A 21,071-nucleotide genomic window follows, 5' to 3' on the forward strand; every position below is an offset into this window, starting at 1 on the left:
GGCCGCAAAAACCGCGTTGACAACCCTCTCCACTCAACGCTCAATCACGTGAAGTTGATCCACCGCGAGTGGTCCGATGTCGACGCGTTCGCCATCGGGCCATTGCACCGTTACATTCTTGACCGTGTCGGACTCACCGAGGCCGAACGTGAGCGGTAATTCCACCTGAGAAAGATAGCTGCGAGTCGGCATGACTTGCTTCGCGAGCACCTCGTCGCCCACCGTCACCTCCACCCACGCTCCGATCGCGTCACGGTTGCCGTGTTCAACGTCACCGACCAACTTTAGCCGCAGCCAGTGGTGCCCCAGGCTTTGCTCATTGCGGAGCAAGCGCGGCGCTCGACCACTCGCTGTGATCAAGATATCGAGGTCGCCGTCGCCATCGATGTCCGCGTACGTGGCGCCACGACCGGCCATCGGTTTGAGCAGATCAGGGCCAACCTGTTGTTCGCCGACGGCTAGGAACTCAGTGCCGAACTCGGGTCCCGCGTTCCAGAACAGTTGCGGTGGCTGCTCATAGTGCTGGCTCGGCTGCACCCGATTGATGTCCTCCTCGAGGTGTCCGTTGGCACAGAATAGATCGAGCCGTCCATCCAAATCAAAATCCAGATAGACCAGTCCAAAGGTCAGCAGCAGTCGTGTGCTCGGCCCCAAACCCGTCGAGACGGCTTCGTCGAAAAACTGCATCTGTCCCGCTTTCGTAACGTACAACGCCGTCATTTCATTGGAGAAGTTGCCGATCGCAACCGCCATCGCGCGGCGGTCCCGGAACGAAGTCACATCGATCCCCATCGCGCCTCGGGCAGCACCGGTGGAGTCGAATGCGATCCCCGCGAGAGCCCCCATTTCGGTGAAATGACCTTGGCCATCGTTGCGCAGGAGGAGATTCTGCACGGTGTCGTTGGCGACGATCAGATCGAGCGTGCCGTTGTTATCAAAATCACAGATCGCCAGTCCCAATGATTTGGACAGCGGCACGCCCGTCGCTGGATTGCGAATCTGAACCCCCGACGATTCCGAAACATCGGTGAATTTGCCGTCGCCTTCGTTGCGATACAGATAGGGAAAGGAGCCTTCAAAATTCTGAGGTCGTCCATAAGCACGTCCCCCACCAACGAGCTGGAACCCCTGGGACTCGTCATACTCGCGGCTCCAACTGACGTAGTTACACACGAACAGATCGAGGTCACCGTCGTTATCAACGTCGAGCCAACCCGAACTGCTGCTCCAGCGATTCTCGTCGCCTCCGACCCCCGCGGCGTCGGTAACGTCTTCGAACTTGCCTTCACCTAGATTATGGAAGAGCCGGTTCGTGCCTACGGCTGTGATGAACACATCGACGAGCCCATCATTGTCGAAATCACCGACCGCGGCGCCCATGCCAAAGAGTGCCACATCGAGCCCCGACCCCGCCGTGACGTCGGTGAACGCGCCATCGTCATTCCGATAGAGCGCCGAGGTGTTGCTTCGTTCACTCGCATCGTCCCATGGCCAATCCTTGGAATTTACCAGCAAGAGGTCTTGATCGCCGTCGTTATCAAAATCAAAGAAAGCGGCACCGCCACCCATCGTTTCGGGCAACAGCTTGTCACCGCTCGCACCGTTGTTGTGCACAAAGGTGATGCCCGCTTGCTCGGTGATGTCCGTGAACAGTGCGTTTGGTATCTCCACTGTCGGCAGCTCACGCAGTTCCACCGTAGCGAGTTTGGATTCACGCACCGGTGGTGCTGGTTCTGGACGCGAGACGGCGTACGCAATCACCGCCCCCGTCACCACCAGGCAGGCTAAGGCGATCAATGATCCCCGCATCGCACGACCGATGGCCGCGTCATCACGCAGTTCGTTCTCATCGACCTCACCCGGATCAACCGCACGGGTAGGGGCCGGAGCATGTTTCGCCGAACGTTCGTGGGGTCGTCGTTTACTGGGCATCGTTGGCCTCCTCTTGGGTTTCGGTCGCGATTGATTGCGATTCATTCGTCTTCCTTTTCGAATCGGCTTCCGACTCGTCTTGCGAGACTGCTTGCAAGTCTCGCTGGAGTGAATACTTCACGACAGCTTCGGCAGCATGATTGGCCGCCGGATACTTTTCTCGGGCTAAGCGAATCGCACGGCCGGCCGCGTTATCATCCGCCTTATAAAGGAGGTGCAACTTGCGCTGGACGTCCGCTTGTTCAGGCTCACCGAGCTTTTCAAAGAGCAGTTGCAGATTGTGGTGCGCCGCCACATTCTCGGGATCAATGGTGAGCGTCTTCTCAAACTGCTCAACCGCATCGCGGTAGTATCGGAGGCTTTCCTCGGGACGCTGTTGACGCTCGCGCATGTTGCCGAGGTCAAACAAGGTCCGCCCCAAAAGATTGATGACCTCGATGTCGATACTGAAATCAAACCCTCGTTTTTGCATCTCTTCGGTGTCATCTTCTAAGACACTTCTCAAATTCTGCTCGGCTTCTTCGAGTCGGCCCTGTTGTGCGTTGACGTCACCGGAGAGCCATGCCCAGGTCCACCGGGGGAACCCATCGGTTTCTTGATATTGAGCTGCCCGACGGAGAGCATCGACGGCTTCATCTAAGCGACCTTCTGTATTCAGGACGCGGGCCAAGTTCAAGGCACCGTCATACCTGCCGAGTTTCTCGACTTGTAGGAACGCCTCTTCGGCCTGCCGCAGTTCGGCCTTGCCCTTGAGCAACAAACCGATGCCGTAATCGTTCCAGCGTTGCCACGCGGGAATATCGCGTGGCGGGTTTTCAACCGTTTGCGTTGATCCCTCGACTGGAAACTCGATCGTGTCCACTGCCATCGTCGTAACGGGCAGGTCATTGACGTATCGCTTACCCGCTTCATATCCGCGGATGGGCCGTCCCAAATCCGCGTTCGTTTGGGCAACGAATTCCATAAATTCAGTGTCAAACTTGCGGTAGAGAAGTTTCAGCTCGACCTTGATGGGTGCGGTCACGTCTTCGGGGACATGCAGTTCAAAGTGGACCGTCTGTCCCGCGCCCGGCGGAATCTGGTGGTTGTAAAGTGGCGTGAAGATATCCTCGGGATTCCGGCGGCTGATCCGATTGCCATCCTTGTCGAGCATGAACACGTTGACGAAGTGCGACCAAGGATCGACTTGATTGCCGTTCTCTTCGTCGATCATGCCGCTTTGCCCGATCACACGATCGCCGCTCGTCACCTTCACCTGCAGCCACACCTCGTTGCTGTCGACGGTTCCCTGCGTGAACAAGTGGCCGAGTTTGAGCGTGCGAATCACCGATTCAATCAAGTACTTCCCACCTGGTTTCATGGTGGGAACCGTCGGTCGCAGCGGTGCGATCAATTCGCCATCAATTTCAGCATCCTCGCGAATGCCAAAGATGTCGACACGCACAATGTCTTGCAAATACGCTTGATGAATGGCGATGATATCGTCGCGATCCCGCAACCATGCGATGCCCGTGTTGGCCGATGGAAACAGGTGATCGTGAACGCTCAGCTCCGCGGCGCCGTCAAAATGCTTCGCGCCAAAGTCATCCGATGCGACCAGTGGCATGTGACATTCGTTGCAGTTGTCGACTGCCTTGGGTGGATAGTAGAAACTTCTTGCGCCGTGCCCCGAAACACCACTGAACAGATACGGATCGTAGTGATTTTGGCCTCGCAGAAACTCTTTGTATCCATTGAGTGCCATGGGCAAATGAACCTTGTGGCACGTCGAGCAAAACTCTGCTGTCTTGTGAAACGGTTTCAGGAACGTCTTCTTATGGAACGAGGGCTTGGCTTTGACGAGCTGATTGTTGATCCACTGCAACGCCGCATTTTTGCTACTCGCAAATGGATATTGCAACGGTTCCTCAATCGTGTAGTCAGCGTTACCGCGAACACTGTTAACGTGGGTGATCGCGTGACAAACCGTGCAGGTAATACCCGCATTCGCCGTGGGATGATCGAGCATATCAAAACCGGGGTCATCGAACGCACCGGAGAAGAACGGGACCGGATCGTGGCATCCCGCACACCACCGTGACGCCTGGACCGAGCCGTCACGTTCGAGCGACATCGCACGCGTCGCACTCACGCTGGCAAAATAGGGCGGATTGTTGAAGGAACTGAAGTGATGGACGCTGTCGGCCCAATCCTTGTGGATATCAGCATGGCATTTCAAACAGTACTCATCGTTCATCATCGCTTCAGCGGGAATGAAGTTGCCACTGGCGGTACGGGCTAACGATGGCTCGAAGTACTGCACCCCCGAGTCCGGACCGACAGCGTTCCATTGACGCGGGTCTTGCATCTGCAAAACCACCATGACAGCGATCGCTGCGACAGCGACACCGGCAAAACTCATCCCGATTCGCCACTTGATCCGCGGCCCGGCAAGTCGATGCAACCAGTACAACCACACGGCAGCCAACGGACAGGCCACATGCAGCCAATACACCGTGTTGCGAGCCAAGGGTTGCTTGAGATCGAATCCGCCGATCCGGACCAACAAAACGCCGGTGACAAGGATGACCAGACTGACGACCAGCAATGCATAGCCGATCCTGACCGCACGGCGATTGCGGCGGTCCTTGGTATTCCAAGTGTGAATGAAGCCAAAAATGACGAGCGGCAAGATCAACAGTAAACCGAGCACCAAATGTGCCAAGAACATGTATTGGTAAAAAAAGTCCTGATAGGTTTGTCCACTGAACCATTCCAAGAATGTAAAGATGGACAGGTACCCTGAGTTCGCAAACAACAGGGCAACAAGGATGAAAATCAGATAGAGGAGTTTGCGCAGTCGCGGCCCGACGGCGCGCACGTATTTCTTGCGGGGTACCGGCGCAGCGGTACCCGCATTGGAAACGGATGACATGAAAAGCGTCCTAGTGAGATAAGCGAGAATAAGAGCGCAGCATCACCATCAGGCAATTGCGGCGGGGCATGGGCGTTTCCGACCACGATGATCGCGGCACGGAAAATCAACGCCCACGCCGGTTTGGGAGCAAGTGCGCATCTCGCGCTACGAAATGACGTCAACTTGCTGCACCGCGTGACACAGGCGTTTACCAAAACGCGTGCCCACACAGCCCGTCGTGTCTCACTAGGATTGCGGAGGCCGCTCGATTCCCATCTTATGGCCAACCGGCAGAAACAGGCCGTCCGTGACAAACCAATCGGCATCGAGTGAACCGGCCACCGCGATGGCGCGATGTATCCACGCCGCATCGTGATGATGCCGCTCACTGCTCGGGCTCGCGGGCGCCGGGCTGGGACCGCTCGGTGACTGCCGACACAAGGGTCCATCGCAGGGTGCCGCAGGGGCGGGCAACGGATCAGCACCGACGGTGTCGGTGGCCTCGGGCGAGGCCGAATGTTGCAACCAATCACCGCAGCTCGCATGGGCTGAGCGAGGCGCGCACACGCCCAGCAGAACCACTAGAAAAACGGCGAGCGGGGAATATCGCAACATCAACACATGCTCAGGGACGGCAGAACTCTCTGTAAGCGTATTCACTTCTACGTTGTGAGTCAACAAACCGCCTGGCTTCATGGTGTAAGATGGACGAAATTCGGCTCCCCGCCTCTCAATCCTCCCTTCCAACCTCGAAGTGTGACCCCTACCGTGAAACGATCCATTTTTGCCCCGCTTCCGTTGCGGAACGTCGTCCGCAGCCTTCGCCCACTCGTTATCTGCCTCGCAGCCTCCGTCTGCGCAATCCCTGTAGCGGTGGCCGAGGAAGTGAAGGTGATGAGTTTTAATATTCGTTACGGGAGTGCTCAGGACGGCGACAACCACTGGGACAAAAGAAAGTCGCTGGTCGCCCGAACAATCCAGGCATTTTCGCCCGATCTGCTCGGCACTCAAGAAACGCTCGGGTTTCAAAAACAATTCTTGGAAGCGGAGTTGCCGCAATACACCAGCATCGGTGTCGGCCGCGATGATGGCGGACAAACCGGCGAGATGACCGCGATTTTTTACCGCACTGAGCGTTTCGAACGTCTCGCTGAAGGACACTTTTGGCTCAGTGAAACGCCCGAGGTGGTCGGTAGCAAATCATGGGACAGCAGCCTGCCGCGGATCTGTTCGTGGGTCAAACTTCGGGACCGTCAAAACGACGGCCAGCCGATTCTCTTCGTCAATACACACTTTGACCACCGCGGTTCCGAAGCGAGAAAACAATCCGCGATGCTGTTGCGAAAGAAGATCGATGAGCTCGGCAAGGGATTCGCATGCATTCTGACGGGTGATTTCAACGCTTCAACTAACAGTGAACCTCACCGCATTCTGTTTTCGGATGCCGGCCAAGCAAACTCACCAAGCATCGTGCTGATTGACACTTTTGCGAAAACCCACCCGGACGCATCAGGCCGCCAGGCAAGTTTCTCAGGATTCCGTCCCAACGTTCTCAAAGGCAACCGTATCGACTGGATCGCTGTCAGCAAAGACTGGCAAATCGATGCGGCCCAAATCGATCGGATCGATTTCGACGGGCGGACTCCGTCGGACCACTATCCGATCACAGCAACACTGCAGATTGCCGAGTGAATCACCCAATCGATTGAATGAGCCAAGACGTGTCAGAGCCCCGGTGCCGGGCGTTCCCCGGTGCCGGGCGGCATGCGGCGCACCAGGGCGTCACCGAAATGGATTCCATCAACAGGCCGGTGTCGATTCTCAAGCAGCGGGATCTTGACCAAGGTCGCCTGCGTTCGAATCAGCTGCGGAATCGCAATCGCGGCAATGATGCTGTCTGTCCGTCGCGCGTATTCGTGTTTTATTCGAAGGTCCCAGATGATGCCGGAGTGTCGGCCTCATCTTCACGCGGTTCCAATGGGTCATCTAACGGGGCCCCGCCCATCGCAACGGCAATGCCATAGCCCACCGCACCGAGCCCGAACGTGAGCACAGTGCCAGCCACCTGCCAAGGATCGTTGATGGTCAGAATCGTTGCCGCGATCAGCGTGCAGGCAACATAAAACACAGGCAACCAATGCACGGGATGCCAAACCGCCTTGGTGCGAACCGACGGCAAGAGTAACGTGCAAACCGAACAGGCGGCACAAATCGATAGCGTCAGCCCCAAATAAGACAGCAGCCCCTGCAGATCGGACGCCAGCACCAAAACGACCGCGAGCACGATTTGAATAACGGTGGCCGCAAGCGGACTGTCGCCTTGGAACCGCAAACCTGCAGGCATCAAACCGTCATCTGCCATCTTTGCATAGACGCGTGGTGCAGCCATCATCATGCTGAATACCGATGTCAAAAGACACGCGACGATTGTCAAACGCACAAAGGTCTCGAAGTGCACTCCACCGAGCGACTTCGCCGCGATCGCCGCCACATCAGCCTGTCCCTCGATGGACGCTGCGGGCGGAACGTAAACAAAAATGGCGTTGAGCAGCACGTACAAGATAACAACCAACATCGTCCCAATGACCATGGCCCGCGGAACAACGCGGCGGGCGTCGCTTACTTCACCGGCCACGTAGACCGCTGCGTTGAACCCGGAATAGCTCAGTGAGATCCAAACCAAGCTTCCCGCCATCGCAGAGATGAGTGCCCATCCTGTCAGCGTGTCGTTTCCAGGAACGACATCAGGCGTGATCTTGCCGGACTCCATGGCGAAGGCGGCATACCCCAACACGGCGGCGAGCAGAGCCAACTTCAACACGACAACCGTATTTTGCACCCATGCTCCGGCGCGCGGTCGCAGCCCGTGGATTGCTCCCGCGATCACGATTGCCGCAATTGCCCAGGTTCCTTCGGGTAGCCATGCCGGCCTTGAAAACACCCCGGTGACGTAACTTTCAAACGCTGTCGCTGCGAACGCGATCGCTCCGGAGAACCCCGCGATCAGTGACACCCACCCAGCGATGAAACCTGCCAGAGGATGAACCTGCCGAGACAAAAACAGGTATTCCCCACCCGATTGCGGCATCACCCGCACCAGCATGCCATAGCTGAACGCCCCCGCCACGGCGATCAAACCACCGATCGCCCACGCCCATACCACCAATCCCGGCGACCCTAAATCCGCCAAAGCAAATCCCGATGTCGTGAACACCCCGGCACCAATCATGTTGGCAACGACAAGGAACGTGAGTGTCCAAAAACCAAATTTCTTCATATTCAAGTTGATCAGACGCGGGTAGATTCAGTTCAGTCGGATTCGGTCGTCAGTTTCGGTGTGAATGCGTCGTTCGGTAACGCATCGAGTCTCCGGAGTCCAGCGATTGCTGGGCCATAGACGGAATAGGACCGGGCTCCCGCAACGTCTAGTACGCGATTGAAGTGGCTGACTGCTTGATCGCGCTGGCCGTGCAGTTCCAGCCAGCGACCAACAACGTAATTGAGATTGATTTGATCCTCCCTGGGGGCCGATTTCAATAACAGGTCCGTTCGATTCAGATCGAGCTCCCCTGCATGTTCGTTCACCGCAATCGCCAGCATCGCGGCTAGCTGGATCGTGGTGGCTTGAGATGGATCGCTCAGCGCCGAAATTCTTTTTAGCGTCGCATCGCGGACCTTTTCATCACCGAGCTCTTGGGCAACGAGCACGAGAAACATCCCGTTGTAGCAAAGTGAACGTGCGTTCGTGTTGTTCTCGAGGGCGCGAGAAAAGACCTGCTCCGCCTCAGGCAGCTTACCGGCGGCCAGCATGAGTAGACCGGGGCCGTAGAGTCTTTCCGGCGGCGACTGCGCCACCATCGCCTTGACGGCGTCCGTTGCAGCGGCGTAGGCGCGGTTGACGTCGGGAGACCCATTGCGCTGGCACCACTGTAGGAATTCCAATTCATGGCCACCATAACGTTCATTGAGGCGATCGAACCAGAGAACGGCTTCATCAAGTTTCCCGAGCCCGGTATAGCAGCGGATGACCGTGCTGATGGTCGTGGCCGCATAGCTCTCGGACGCCTCGCGAGCGTAGGGAAGTGCCGCTTGATAATCACCCTGGTCCATCAAATGGCTAGCAATTTCTGCGCGCACGTACGCCTGCTGCAACCCCTCGTTGGGCTGCTCCAGATACTCTTCGAGCGTTTGTCTCCAGAGATCCATTTGGTTACTGTCTTTGTAGATCGTGGCGAGTTCATGGTAGGCCCACCAGTCTGGCGAGAGTGAGATGTAGTCGCGCAGGACACCGATCGTATCAGCGAGATCCGCACCCTTTCGCTTCAAACCGGCCACGGCGGCGAGCACCTGTGGGTTGTAACCAAACTCCTTCGACCACAGATCTCGGTGCGAGAACGCATAATCGGGATTAGCACGAATGATGGCGACCCAAGCGGCGGGGCAGTGTGGGCTGACCTGTCGCAGTGCGAACCCCAACTGCTCGTATGTCGTCCGAGTGATACCGCCCGAGCATGCTCCGACGATCTCGGGACATAACGCGTCGAGCTCGCGATGCAACGCGGGCCCCGAGGCTCTCAGGGGCGGAAAGGCACGATCCGAGGCCGTCCGCAGAGACAGATTCTGCCGTGGACTCAGTGACGGTGAATCGATCAAGTTGGCGATCACCGCCAACATCGACTTAGGCGGAATGGGTTTCGAACCCGACGGCCGAGGATCCTTTATTTCCAGTACATTGATCAGACGATCACGACGCCTCGCGTCCAGCTTGTCCCAATTCAAAATGAGAGACTTCGTGCCAGGATCGTAGTCAAGGGCGCGATCGGCTGGATTGCCAAGCAGCACCGTCAACGCCTCGGGTAGAAACTCGTCGACGGGTGCGCTGAGCATATAATCGAGAAACACCAGTCGACGCCAAATTTGCGCCCGATGTTCTTGCTCAATGAGCTGACCGAGCGTTGACCAGGATAGGGTCTCGGTATCACTTTTCGAAGTGTCCCCCTTTCGCATGATGGAGGCAATCTCTGCCACATTTAATGATTTGCCTTCATTCTGAGCTAGATACGACTCCAAACCTGTCGGCAGTTCTCCCATTTCAGAACACCGTTTGCGGATGCTGTAGTCGAGTGAAGCGGGCGCCAACTGAACCATCGATCGAAAGTTACCAAACAATCGCACGTCGCACATTCTGTCAATCAAGAGGCCACATTCCGGATTGGACTTCAATACCTTGCGGCCCATCCGCACGCTCCTCGTTTGCACTTTGGGGGAGAGCGACTGCACGATCAACAACACTCCCGCGAGCTGTGAGCTTGGTGAATTGTCGGGCACCGCCTGCAACGCGGCGTCATCAAATTGGCAGTGCAACTGGATAACCTCTACCCAGTCAGGAGTCTCGCCCGTCGCGGCTTGATCAGACGACGCGGACTTGACTCGCTCATCAGCACGACGCAGATCGTCCATTGCCAGTGCATGTGCCCCTGCGAGCGCCCACGCATAGGCGCGGTGCCAGTATCCAAGCGGTGATTTGGGATTCTCGACAACCATGCGTTGGGCATATAGCAGCGAGCGTGCACGGACCGCGCGGGATAGCGGCGACCAATGATGTTCGGTGAGCAATCCCAAATTGGCGTAGCCGCGAACGAGAGCCCCCATGATCGCGGGCGACGCTTCATTGGTATCCATCAAGTCATTTGACTGGCGAATCGCGATGAACTGTGAGATGAAGTTCATCTCATGCAACGATCGTTCAATGTCCCGCAAGCTGGCCTGCGACTTCTTCACGCCATCATCTTGTCCATCGAAGCCAGCGTTCTTGATGACATCGCTCATGCCGCCAGCGGCCCAACGCTCGGCTGCGGCCAGGACAGCAGAATAGTTCTCCATCGCAATCTCGCCGACCTGCTCCCCTGCCTTTTGATTGAATTGGTTGGGCAGTGCTCCGTTTGGTTTCTGGAATCCTTTCAGTTGCACCGAGTCCGACCATAGGATCGCCGGGGCCGCGTCACCCTGCTGCATTCGTGTTATCGAAACGGTCAGGTTGTTTGAAGCGATGGTTGCATCCAGGTGCAGCGAGGATTCCTCCGGCACGAACTCGCGACCGTGCAACTCGCCCAATGCGTCGTCATACGTCACGAGACCGGGCTGGCTTTCCAAGGAGACGCTCACCGCTTCGCGTAACAATTCGCGAATCAACCGCGAGTGAGGCTGATCGGCAAGCACGGGTGCCTCCGTCAGGAACATGCCATCGTGTCCCGGAAGCATACCGAACACAGCCACGGTCCCATCCTTCGCAACCGCGACGTCGTCCGCCACGGCCGTGTACGAGTGAGGGCTAACCATGAGCGAGACGGCCAGCACGAAACTGACTCGCAGCATCCATCTGGAAGCCTGGTGCCAGTCTCCATCGCTGAAACCAATACCACGAAAATCACCTGCAATCATCATTCCGCCCTCGATCCATGAATTGTTCGCTTAAGAAACCGGTGTTTCAGTCGCGTCGCCATTCTAACGCAATCGACCATACGCTGGACCGGTGAAACCCGATTCTCTCGTGGCATTCTCTTTCCCAATTCCATTCCCGGGTGACATCGGCAGTCAAAGGTTCGCAGCATCATCGATGCTGAACCTCATCACTAAGCCTGAAAGCGGCAACGGAAGTGGTATAATGTCGCACTGTCGAACTTGTTCGAGCGGTTAGCTTCTGTCATTTTTCCTTAATCACTTCTGGATAGCGGATGTCACTTTTATCTCATCGAATTCACCATGGGCTGGTCTGCTTTGCCATGTCGATGTTCGTCACCTCGGTCATGGCACCTCGTGTCGATGCCGAGACGTACGACATTGTGATTTATGGTGGCACCTCGGCGGCGATGACGGCCGCCGTCCAAGCCAAACGGATGGATCAGTCGGTGATCGTGGTGTCGCCTGATCGTCATTTGGGCGGACTGACCAGCGGCGGACTCGGATGGACGGACACCGGAAACAAATACGTCATCGGTGGTTTGGCGAAGGAGTTTTACCAAGCGGTCTATCGCCATTACCAGGACGACAAGTCTTGGAATCTTCAAAAACGAGAGCAATACGGTGACCGTGCCCAGGGACACCGAGCCAGTGACGACGAAGCAGCGACGATGTGGGTTTTCGAGCCTCACGTTGCCGAAAACGTCTTTGATACCATGATGGCTGAAAACGGCATCCCCGTTGTTCGCGATGCGTGGTTGGATCGCGAACACGGCGTGACTGTTGAGGATAACCGAATTGTTTCCATCACGACGCTTGATGGGCAGACCTACGCCGGGCGACAGTTCATTGACGCGACCTACGAAGGCGACTTGATCGCTGCGGCGGGCGTGCAAACCACCTCCGGTCGCGAATCGATCGCCGAATTCAACGAACCCCACGCGGGTGTTCAAACCGGTGTGCTCCATCATCAACATCACTTCAGTGTGCTCGATCGCTCAGTCGATCCCTACGTCATTCCCGGAGACCCATCGAGCGGCGTGATCCCCCGGGTCAGCCCCGATCCGCCTGGGGAATTCGGCAGCGGCGACGATCGCATCCAAGCCTATTGCTTTCGCACCTGTTTGACCAATCACGACCCGAACCGGGTACCGTTTCCGAAACCCGAGGGATATGACCCGTCGCAGTACGAAGTCTTGGTGAGATGTTTCCAAGCCGGATGGACAGACGTTTTTGGGAAGTTCGACCCGCTGCCCAATTTCAAAACCGACACCAATAACCACGGTCCCGTCAGTTTTGACAACATTGGTTACAACTACGATTACCCCGAAGCGAGCTACGAGCGCCGGGCAGAAATCATCCGTGAACACGAAACGTATCAAAAAGGAATCTTGTACTTCATCGCCAATGACCCGCGGGTACCCCAGCCGATCCAGAGCAAAATGCGTCGGTGGGGACTCGCCAAAGATGAGTTCACTGACAATGGAAACTGGCCACACCAGATCTATGTCCGCGAGGCGCGACGGATGGTCGGCCAATTCATCATTACCGAAAACCATCTTCGCAAAAAACTCGAGACGCCTGATTCGGTCGGGATGGGATCGTACAGTATCGACTCTCATAATACGCAGCGATACATCACGCCCGATGGCACGGTTCAAAACGAAGGCGACATCGGCATCAGCACCCACGGCCCTTACCAGATCGCCATGGGCTGTCTGTTGCCGCGATCTGAACAATGTGGCAATTTAACGGTCCCCATCTGCGTTTCCTCCACACACATGGCATTCGGATCGATTCGAATGGAGCCTGTGTTCATGATCCTCGGGCAATCCGCCGCGACCCTCTCTGCGATGGCCAATGAACGGGGAATCGACGTCCAAGAGGTGGGGTATGCCCCATTGCAAAAGCGATTGCTCGAGGACGGTCAGATTCTGCAAACCCCGACGCGTCCGTAACCGAATTGCTCGCGGGGCTTCAACACGACGCTGTTTGCCATCAGCCAGCGAGTCGCTTGGCGACCGCGAACGAGTAACCCGAGTAGCTACGTTCGCCAGAACGTGGATTCCACCACCTGGCGACGGTAGTTACATTTGATTCGGCGCGTTTTATGGTCTCGCTGTCGCTCAGGGAATCGCCGCAACACAGGCTCGACCGCTGAACCGTGAGAGCACACTTCCCCAGCAAGCCCTACGAGCGTGTCAGCGTGGCAATCACGACGCCAGCACCGATCAGATATCCGACGACGGCCAGTAGCGTGATTTTGCGGAAGTACCAGAGAAAGTCAATGTGCTCGAGGCCCATCGCGGCGACGCCTGCCGCCGATCCGATGATCAGGCAACTGCCGCCCGTGCCCGCACAGTAGGCGAGCAACATCCAAAATGGATCGTTGATTGGTAGATCATACATCTCCATCCCAGCGGCCACCAACGGCACGTTGTCCACCACCGCCGATACCAGCCCAATCACGACCGCGACGATGTCTCGGTTTGGCAAAATGCTGTCGAGCCATACCGCCGTGGACTGCAGCATCCCGGTCGCACCGAGAGATCCCACGGCCAGCAAAATCCCCAGGAAAAACAGGATGCTCGACATGTCCACTCGTTTGAGCGCAGGCAGCACCCCCGTCGTCGAACGGGTCTCTTCCCCCAGCGTGTGCCCGACCAACTCTGAGACAATCCACAATACCGAAAGGCTCAACATCATTCCCATGTAGGGTGGCAGGTGGGTATAGGTCTTAAAGACGGGGACTCCAAGCAGTGCGATCAGCCCCAAAATCAAGAATATCCATTGATGCCAGGGGCGAATGTCAGGCCGAATCGAACGCTCCGTCTCGACCGGTGCCAAAGTGCCCGGCATCGTAAACGAGAAGCCGATCAATGGCACCAGCATGCACACCAAGCTGCCCCAGAAAATCTCCTGCATCACTTCGACGGTACCAATTTTATGCTGGATCCACAGCATCGTCGTTGTCACGTCCCCAATCACGGTCCACGCCCCACCGGCGTTCGCCGAGATCACGACGAGACCCACGAATTTCAATCGATCATCGCGGTCATGGACCAGCTTTTTCAGCAATGAAACCATGACGATCGTCGTCGTCAAATTGTCCAGGACCGCTGACATAAAGAATGTCAGAAGGGCCACAATCCACAGCAGCGTACGCTTATGGGTGGTGCGGATGCGGTCGGTGATTAAAGCAAAGGATTCATGCGAATCGACGAGCTCGACGATCGTCATCGCGCCCATCAGAAAGAATAGGATACTCGCGATCTCGCCAGTCTGATGCAGGTGCTGCGCATCGATGGCGAAGTGCAGCGGGACCTGCTTGATCCCCTCCACTTCGGCCTCCATGCGAAACCAATCTGGAATCGTGTCGGGCGTGATAAACGCTCCCACATCGACCACATACAACGCCCAACACACCACACCAATGAACAAGGCACTGGCGGCCTTGTTGATGTGTATTTTGTGCTCCAGTGCAATCGCGAGGTAGCCAACGACAAAGACAACGAGAATCGCGGTTTGCATCAAAGAACTTTGGTGAAATAGACATCGGCTAGCTCTGCCGGAGGCCCCTTCAAATCTTTCACGGGACGCGGCGCTAAATGCATTTCACGTGCCATCGACGATCCCGGACGTCATTTCCTCCGATGGGAAAAATGAATCGCCGTAAAGCTCGGCTAGGGCGAAACGCCCCCTGGGCGACCTGCAGGTTACTGCAGGTCGCATGCAGGTTACTGCAGGACGTGCAAGTCTTGTATGCCAGAGACGTCCGCAGTACCCAAGATCGACATGCCCCCACGCACGGCTACCGCGATGCGAGCCCGTCGATGATGCTGTTGAGCGTGGCGCTCGGCCGCATCGCTCGTGACGCTGCGGCATTGTCAGGGAAGTAGTAGCCTCCGATGTCCATGGCGACGCCTTGCACTTCGTTCAGTTCGCTGACGATCTTCGCCTCGTCCTCGGTCAACTGGCGTGCGATCGGCGTGAAGTGTTCCTTCAACGCGGCGTTGTCGTCTTGGGCTGCGAGCGCCTCAGCCCAGTACATCGCGAGATAGAAATGGCTGCCGCGGTTATCGAGTTCGTGCACCTTCCGGGAAGGTGACTTGTCCTCTTCCAAAAAGCGATCGGTCGCTGTATCGAGCGTTTTGGCGAGCACCGCTATCGCACCATCATTGCTCTTCTGAGCGAGGTCTTCGAGCGACACGGCGATAGCAAGGAACTCGCCGAGCGAATCCCAACGCAAGTGATTCTCGGCTTCGAATTGCTGTGCGTGCTTGGGGGCCGAGCCGCCTGCACCGGTTTCGAACATCCCTCCGCCGGCCAGCAACGGCACGATCGACAGCATTTTGGCACTCGTGCCGAGTTCCAAAATTGGGAATAGGTCGGTGAGATAGTCTCGCAGCACGTTGCCGGTTACCGAGATCGAGTTGAGTCCTCGACGACAACGACGACAGGCGTGCTGGGTCGCCTCGATCGGTGCCAGGATCTGAATATCGAGTCCCGTCGTATCGTGCTGTTTCAGGTACGTCTCGACTTTGGTGATCAAATTGCGATCGTGGGCGCGGTTGGCATCGAGCCAGAACACGGTCGCATCGCCGGTGGCGCGGGCACGGGCGACGGCCAGTCGCACCCAATCGACAATGGCAACGTCCTTGGCTTGGCAGGCCCTCCACAGATCGCCTTGAGCGACCCGGTGACTCAGCAATGTCTTGCCGGCGGCGTTGACCACCCGGACTTCGCCGGGCCCGGCGATCTCAAATGTCTTGTCATGCGAGCCATACTCTTCAGCTTTCTTGGCCATCAATCCGACGTTGGCCACACTGCCCATCGTCGTCACATCGAAGGCGCCATTGGCTTTGCAGTCGTCGATCACAGCCTGATAAACGCCGGCGTAACAGCGATCGGGAATCATCGCAATGGTGTCTTGCAGCTCTCCGTTCTTGTCCCACATTTTGCCCCCCGCCCGGATCGCCGCTGGCATCGAAGCGTCGACAATCACGTCGCTCGGGACATGCAGATTGGTGATGCCGCGGTCGGAATTGACCATCGCCAAGCACGGCAGTTCGGATTCAATTCTCGCCATCATCGACTCGATTGCGGCGCGGTCCTCGGCTGGCAGTGACGCGATGATTCCGAGTATTTGGCCGAGTCCCTGATTGGCGTCGGCACCTGCTCGCTGCAGGATGTCGCCGTACTTCTCGAACAAGTCCGCATACAGAACACTGACAACGTGACCGAACAGAACCGGGTCGGAGACTTTCATCATCGTCGCTTTGAGGTGCAGCGACAGCAGCACGCCATCAGCTTTGGCCGCTGCAGCGGATTCGGCCACGTAGGCACGCAGCTGTTTTTTGCTGAGCACGGCGGCATCAAACACCTCGTCTTTGTCAACCGCGATCGCATCCTTCAGCACGGTCACGTCGCCGGAGTCGGATACGTGCTCGATCCGCAGAGTGTCGGCAGCGGGCAGAACGACGGACTTTTCGCTGCCGTAGAAATCGCCTTCGCGCATATGTGCCACCCGCGTCTTGGACTGAGGTGACCAAACACCCATCGAGTGCGGGTGTTTCTGTGCGTATTTCTTGACCGGGGCCGCGACACGGCGATCCGAGTTGCCTTCACGCAGGACCGGGTTGACGGCGCTGCCGAGGACTTTGGCGTATGTGGCTCGAATCGCCTTCTCGTCGTCTGTTTTTGGATCTGACGGAAAATCGGGAACGCCGTATCCCTTGGCTTGCAGTTCCTTGATCGCCGCGGTGAGCTGCGGAATGGACGCGCTGATGTTGGGCAATTTAATGATATTGGCGGTGGGCTCTTTGACGAGCTGACCGAGCTGGGCGAGGGCGTCGGCGACGCGTTGGTCATCCTTCAATCGTTCCGGGAAACTCGCCAGCACGCGAGCCGCCAGAGAAATATCGGAGGCTTCGAATTCCAGTCCCGTCGACGCAGTGAAGGCTCGCAGGATCGGCAGCAGCGAATGCGTCGCTAAGGCTGGGGCTTCGTCAGTAATCGTGTATACAATCTTTGCCATGGAATATTCTGCCGGGAAGGGTAATGCTACAAAAGGCACGAGGGTGCACGACATGGTGGAGTGACAGCCGGTAGATTACGCGAAAACCGGACGATGCACTACCGGCTTTCCGTATCGAGCAACTCCAGCTTTGCAAAGGCGAGTCGAAATGTTTGCTCGCTCTGGCCGCCTGAAAAACGAATTTTAGCAGTTCGTTTGGGGCCTCGCCCGCTTAGCTCCATGATCGTACCGTCACCATATTCCGCGTGCCGCACAACGCTGCCTTCGCGGTACGCACCAAGCGGCACGCGGTCCGACGACATCAGGTCACTTGCCGTCTGCAGCACCGTCGTGATCGCCGGCTTGCTGCGTTTGGGCTTCGGCTTGGGCTTGCTGACAGACGGGTCGCGATAGATCTCGGGGATCACTGAATCGTCGTCGCCCTTGTACTCTTGCTCAGCGGGTTCCGGTGGCGCGGGTTCTTGGACGAGGTCCCAGGAATCCGGGTAGGACTCATCGGCTCCATCGTCAAAGAAGTCGCGATCGGTGCGGGATTCGATCACGTTCATGTCCGCCCGCGGCAACTCGCTCAAAAACATACTCGGGATGACGACACGAATTTCACCCCGCACACTGCGACGCTTGGCGTAGCTGAGCTGCAGCCACTGCTGCGCCCGGGTGATCCCCACAAACAGCAAACGACGTTCTTCTTCGAGCTGTTGTTCGTCTTGTTTGCTGCGGTAGTGCGGCAGCAGATCATCTTCGACGGCGATCACGAATACGCGTGGGAACTCGAGTCCCTTGGCGGCGTGCAGCGTCATCAGCGTGACCCGGTTGCCGGAGTCTTCGAACTTGTCCGTGTCCGACACTAACGCCACCTGTTCCAAGAACGCGTCGAGGGAGCCGTCCTCGGGATGCATGCGATCAAACTCGACCGCCGCGGAGACCAGCTCGTCAACGTTCGCGATCGGGTTGGAGTCCTCTTTTTCGACACCCGTACGCTCCAGGTATGCGATGTACTTCGTTTCTTCGACAAGGAATCGCAGCAAGTCCTCGAGCGAAGCCGTCGCTTTCTTGCGCAACCGATCGTAGAGCGTGACGAACGATCGCAGCATCGTTTGCGCACGCTTGGACATCGTGTCGATTTCCCCCGCCCGACGGGCCGCCTCGAGCATCGGAATCTGCTCGGTATCGGCGAACGCTTGCAGTCGCCCGAGCGTCGTTGCCCCAATGCTCCGCGTCGGCGTGTTGATCACCCGCTGCAACGCCACGTCGTGGTTAGGGTTGTTGATCAAGTGCAGGTACGCCAGCAGGTCCTTGACCTCTTTGCGCTGATAGAATTCGACGCCATTGATGATTTGATAGGGCAAACCACGGTTTCGCAGCGCATGCTCGAGCGACCGGGTCAGTGCATTCATGCGACAGAAAATCGCAAAGTCGCGAGGTTCGGCCTTGCCCGCGATCATCTGAGCAGCGATCTCATCGGCGATCGCGTCGGCCTCCTGGTAACCATCTTCGTACTGTCGCAGGATCACGTTGTCGCCGTCCGCGTTCTCGGTGTAGAGCTCTTTGGCTTTGCGGCGACGGTTATGCCGGATCAATTGATCGGCAACCGCGAGAATATTCGGTGTGCTGCGATAGTTCTGTTCCAGACGAACCGTTTTGACGCTCGGATAGTCCTTCTCAAAATCGAGAATATTGTTCAGGTCGGCACCACGCCAACCATAGATTGACTGGTCAGGGTCCCCCGTCACGGCCAAGTTCGGATGATCGACCGACATCGCCCGCACGATCGCGTACTGGGCCAGGTTCGTGTCCTGGTACTCATCGACCATGATGTATTTCAGCTTCGCATCGAGCTCGCCGCGAACCTCAGGGTTCTCACGCAACAGTCGTGCGAAGTGGTACAGCAGGTCATCGAAATCGACCGCGTTGGCTCGCAAGAGCTGCTGTTGATAAACCGGATAAACACGCGCCGCCACACTGTCACTCGCCCGTCCTGATTGCTGTTGCATGATCTCGGGCGTGATCAAGCGGTTCTTGGCGTTCGAGATCGACGAGGCAATCTGTTCGGGCGTGGCGTGACTGGTCGAAATCCCCGCGGCCTGGATCGCTCGTTTCATGGCCGATTTGGAATCGGACATATCGTAGATCGAGTAATTTTCAGCGAGACCCACGTAGGGCGCATAGCGGCGCAGCTGTTGGGCGCAGAACCGATGGAAGGTGCCCATCCACACCGGCTGGCCGGGCGCAAGCAGATCCAACCGCGTCCGCATTTCCTCCGCCGCTTTGTTGGTAAACGTCAGCGCCGCGATCTGCCAGGGTCGCACCCCCTGGCTGAGCATGTGGGCAACCCGGTGCGTGACCACCCGGGTTTTCCCGCTGCCCGGGCCAGCGATAATGAGCAGCGGTCCGTCGATGTGCGTGACCGCCTCGGCCTGAGCCGCGGTCAGATTTTTTGTGATGGCATCCATCCCGTCCAAGATACCCGACGGGCCTCATGATCGGCAACTTGGCAAACGGGCACGTTCATTTTGAACGTGCCGATTTCTGAATACGGTCAGCCACGGCCGTGTGAAGTCGAGGGAGTCAGCCCTCCGGATGCCCTAATCGCGTGGGTTTAACGCATCCGGCGGTGTTCGCTTCGCTCGACCGCCGGCTATTCTCTTAAACGCCGGCGGCGTGGGGGGAAAACGGGGGAATCCGCAGCGCGTCAGCCCCAGGATTTACGATGCCGAAACGCAAGTCCAGTTGTGGACGGAAACTCCATGCCGGGGACACAAGTCCCCGGACATGTGGGACAATCGCCATGACCTGCCCCCCACATAGCCCGAGAGCCGATGCCCTCCGAGCATCACGAAGTTCGCGGCGTGGAGACTGAATCGCTGGTCTGGCGAACTCAGGTTCATTCCGGTTGCAGTTCTTTCACGCGAACATTCTTCCACAGCACTTTTCCGGCGGTTCCCTTGTGGATCTGTAGGCCGAAGAAGCCGGTTGCGTAGGTGCCGTCGTCGTTCCAGTTCGCTACGGGAACGCCGTTGACCCACGTCTTGACGGTGTTCCCTTTGGCCTGGATCGTCAGGCGATTCCAACCCGCACGATCCAGGGCTGCTCGCGCGTCTTTGTGGTCGGTCAGCCACAGGGGGTAAAAGTATCCGCCACAACTCTGCCCATAGATACCGCCGTTCCAGTAGCGATCTCCGGTGATGCCTTCCATCTCGGCTTGCGGGCCGAATACCGTTTCCCTGTTTTTCTTGTCGTCGGTTTTGACTTGCGCGTGGAACATCACTCCGGAATTGCCGTCGACTTCCCATTTCATATCGCAAGAGAAAATGAAGTCGGTGTAGTCCGCTTTGTCGGTGCACAAGTAGGTACTATCGGAACCTGGAACGCATTGACCGACGACAAAATCACCCTTCACAACATAGGTACAGGTCCCCCCTCGCGGCGTCCAACCGGTCAAATCCTTGCCGTTGAATAGCGGAGTAAAACCTTCGCTCACATTCGGCTCGGGATCCGTGTTGAGCATCATCTCATCGGGTTGTGGTGCGTTCTGCTGGCCTTTGTACTTCGCATACCAAGCCGCCTGGGCTGGATCGATTTCCGCTGCACTGGCGCGGTGGTTGTCGGCGATATTGATCGCCGCGGTGCTCACGAGGACCAGTGGGCAGAGGGAGAAAAGCAACGTTCGCAACATGAAAGGGTTCCGATAGGTGTGAAGGGACAGGGTGAGAGAGATCGACTGGTTTGGCAGTCGCCTTGCGGGTG

At 57.3% G+C, this 21,071-nt stretch carries 11 protein-coding genes; 2 read left to right on the plus strand and 9 right to left on the minus strand.

The window, feature by feature from the left end; genetic code table 11:
* Nucleotides 1–33: 33 nt before the first annotated feature.
* The 3 genes from SH410x_RS23365 to SH410x_RS23375 form a co-directional block, all read right to left on the minus strand.
* On the minus strand, nucleotides 34–1,932 hold the full coding sequence (locus SH410x_RS23365) for a CRTAC1 family protein (protein ID WP_473671231.1): 1,899 nt from the start codon (nucleotides 1,930–1,932) through the stop codon (nucleotides 34–36).
* Nucleotides 1,922–4,846 carry a tetratricopeptide repeat protein gene (locus tag SH410x_RS23370; RefSeq protein WP_473671233.1) on the minus strand — a complete coding sequence of 975 codons (2,925 nt, stop codon included), beginning with the start codon at nucleotides 4,844–4,846 and terminating at the stop codon, nucleotides 1,922–1,924. Before SH410x_RS23370 ends, SH410x_RS23365 begins: the two co-directional genes overlap by 11 nt.
* A 228-nt stretch (nucleotides 4,847–5,074) precedes the next feature.
* A complete protein-coding gene (locus SH410x_RS23375; RefSeq protein WP_473671235.1) occupies nucleotides 5,075–5,488 on the minus strand; it encodes a hypothetical protein in 414 nt (137 codons plus the stop codon).
* Between the two features lie 234 nt (nucleotides 5,489–5,722).
* Between SH410x_RS23375 and SH410x_RS23380 the strand changes: the two genes are divergently transcribed.
* Complete coding sequence (locus SH410x_RS23380; RefSeq protein ID WP_473671237.1) at nucleotides 5,723–6,520, plus strand: endonuclease/exonuclease/phosphatase family protein; 798 nt, start codon at nucleotides 5,723–5,725, stop codon at nucleotides 6,518–6,520.
* A gap of 229 nt (nucleotides 6,521–6,749) precedes the next feature.
* On the opposite strand, the gene SH410x_RS23385 is transcribed toward SH410x_RS23380, so the two are convergent.
* A complete protein-coding gene (locus SH410x_RS23385) occupies nucleotides 6,750–8,105 on the minus strand; it encodes an APC family permease (protein ID WP_473677383.1) in 1,356 nt (451 codons plus the stop codon).
* 32 nt (nucleotides 8,106–8,137) lie between these two features.
* Nucleotides 8,138–11,272 (minus strand): tetratricopeptide repeat protein, encoded by a 3,135-nt coding sequence (locus SH410x_RS23390; protein ID WP_473671239.1) that lies wholly within the window; start codon nucleotides 11,270–11,272, stop codon nucleotides 8,138–8,140.
* A gap of 344 nt (nucleotides 11,273–11,616) precedes the next feature.
* On the opposite strand from SH410x_RS23390, the gene SH410x_RS23395 reads away from it, so the two are divergent.
* A complete protein-coding gene (locus tag SH410x_RS23395) occupies nucleotides 11,617–13,245 on the plus strand; it encodes an FAD-dependent oxidoreductase (RefSeq protein WP_473677384.1) in 1,629 nt (542 codons plus the stop codon).
* Nucleotides 13,246–13,477: 232 nt separating this feature from the next.
* Here SH410x_RS23395 and nhaD read toward each other — a convergent pair whose 3' ends face one another.
* From nhaD to SH410x_RS23415, 4 genes are all read right to left on the minus strand, one after another.
* Complete coding sequence (gene nhaD, locus SH410x_RS23400) at nucleotides 13,478–14,818, minus strand: sodium:proton antiporter NhaD (RefSeq protein WP_473671241.1); 1,341 nt, start codon at nucleotides 14,816–14,818, stop codon at nucleotides 13,478–13,480.
* A 280-nt stretch (nucleotides 14,819–15,098) separates the two neighbouring features.
* Entirely contained in the window at nucleotides 15,099–17,324 is a 2,226-nt protein-coding gene (locus SH410x_RS23405) for an NADP-dependent isocitrate dehydrogenase (RefSeq protein WP_473671243.1), read from the minus strand.
* Between the two features lie 98 nt (nucleotides 17,325–17,422).
* Complete coding sequence (locus SH410x_RS23410) at nucleotides 17,423–19,777, minus strand: ATP-dependent helicase (RefSeq protein WP_473671245.1); 2,355 nt, start codon at nucleotides 19,775–19,777, stop codon at nucleotides 17,423–17,425.
* 431 nt (nucleotides 19,778–20,208) lie between these two features.
* Nucleotides 20,209–21,000 (minus strand): 3-keto-disaccharide hydrolase, encoded by a 792-nt coding sequence (locus SH410x_RS23415; protein WP_473671247.1) that lies wholly within the window; start codon nucleotides 20,998–21,000, stop codon nucleotides 20,209–20,211.
* Nucleotides 21,001–21,071 lie beyond the last annotated feature (71 nt).

It is taken from the genome of Rhodopirellula sp. SH410, assembly GCF_055811895.1.

What these genes read in the sequence shown, in the direction of transcription:
- SH410x_RS23365 (WP_473671231.1), bottom strand. Translation starts at nt 1,932, where the DNA reads ATGCCCAGTAAACGACGACCCCACGAACGTTCGGCGAAACATGCTCCG.
- SH410x_RS23370 (WP_473671233.1), bottom strand. Translation starts at nt 4,846, where the DNA reads ATGTCATCCGTTTCCAATGCGGGTACCGCTGCGCCGGTACCCCGCAAG.
- SH410x_RS23380 (WP_473671237.1), top strand. Translation starts at nt 5,723, where the DNA reads ATGAGTTTTAATATTCGTTACGGGAGTGCTCAGGACGGCGACAACCAC.
- SH410x_RS23385 (WP_473677383.1), bottom strand. Translation starts at nt 8,105, where the DNA reads ATGAAGAAATTTGGTTTTTGGACACTCACGTTCCTTGTCGTTGCCAAC.
- SH410x_RS23390 (WP_473671239.1), bottom strand. Translation starts at nt 11,272, where the DNA reads ATGATGATTGCAGGTGATTTTCGTGGTATTGGTTTCAGCGATGGAGAC.
- SH410x_RS23395 (WP_473677384.1), top strand. Translation starts at nt 11,617, where the DNA reads ATGTTCGTCACCTCGGTCATGGCACCTCGTGTCGATGCCGAGACGTAC.
- nhaD (WP_473671241.1), bottom strand. Translation starts at nt 14,818, where the DNA reads ATGCAAACCGCGATTCTCGTTGTCTTTGTCGTTGGCTACCTCGCGATT.
- SH410x_RS23405 (WP_473671243.1), bottom strand. Translation starts at nt 17,324, where the DNA reads ATGGCAAAGATTGTATACACGATTACTGACGAAGCCCCAGCCTTAGCG.
- SH410x_RS23410 (WP_473671245.1), bottom strand. Translation starts at nt 19,777, where the DNA reads ATGGATGCCATCACAAAAAATCTGACCGCGGCTCAGGCCGAGGCGGTC.
- SH410x_RS23415 (WP_473671247.1), bottom strand. Translation starts at nt 21,000, where the DNA reads ATGTTGCGAACGTTGCTTTTCTCCCTCTGCCCACTGGTCCTCGTGAGC.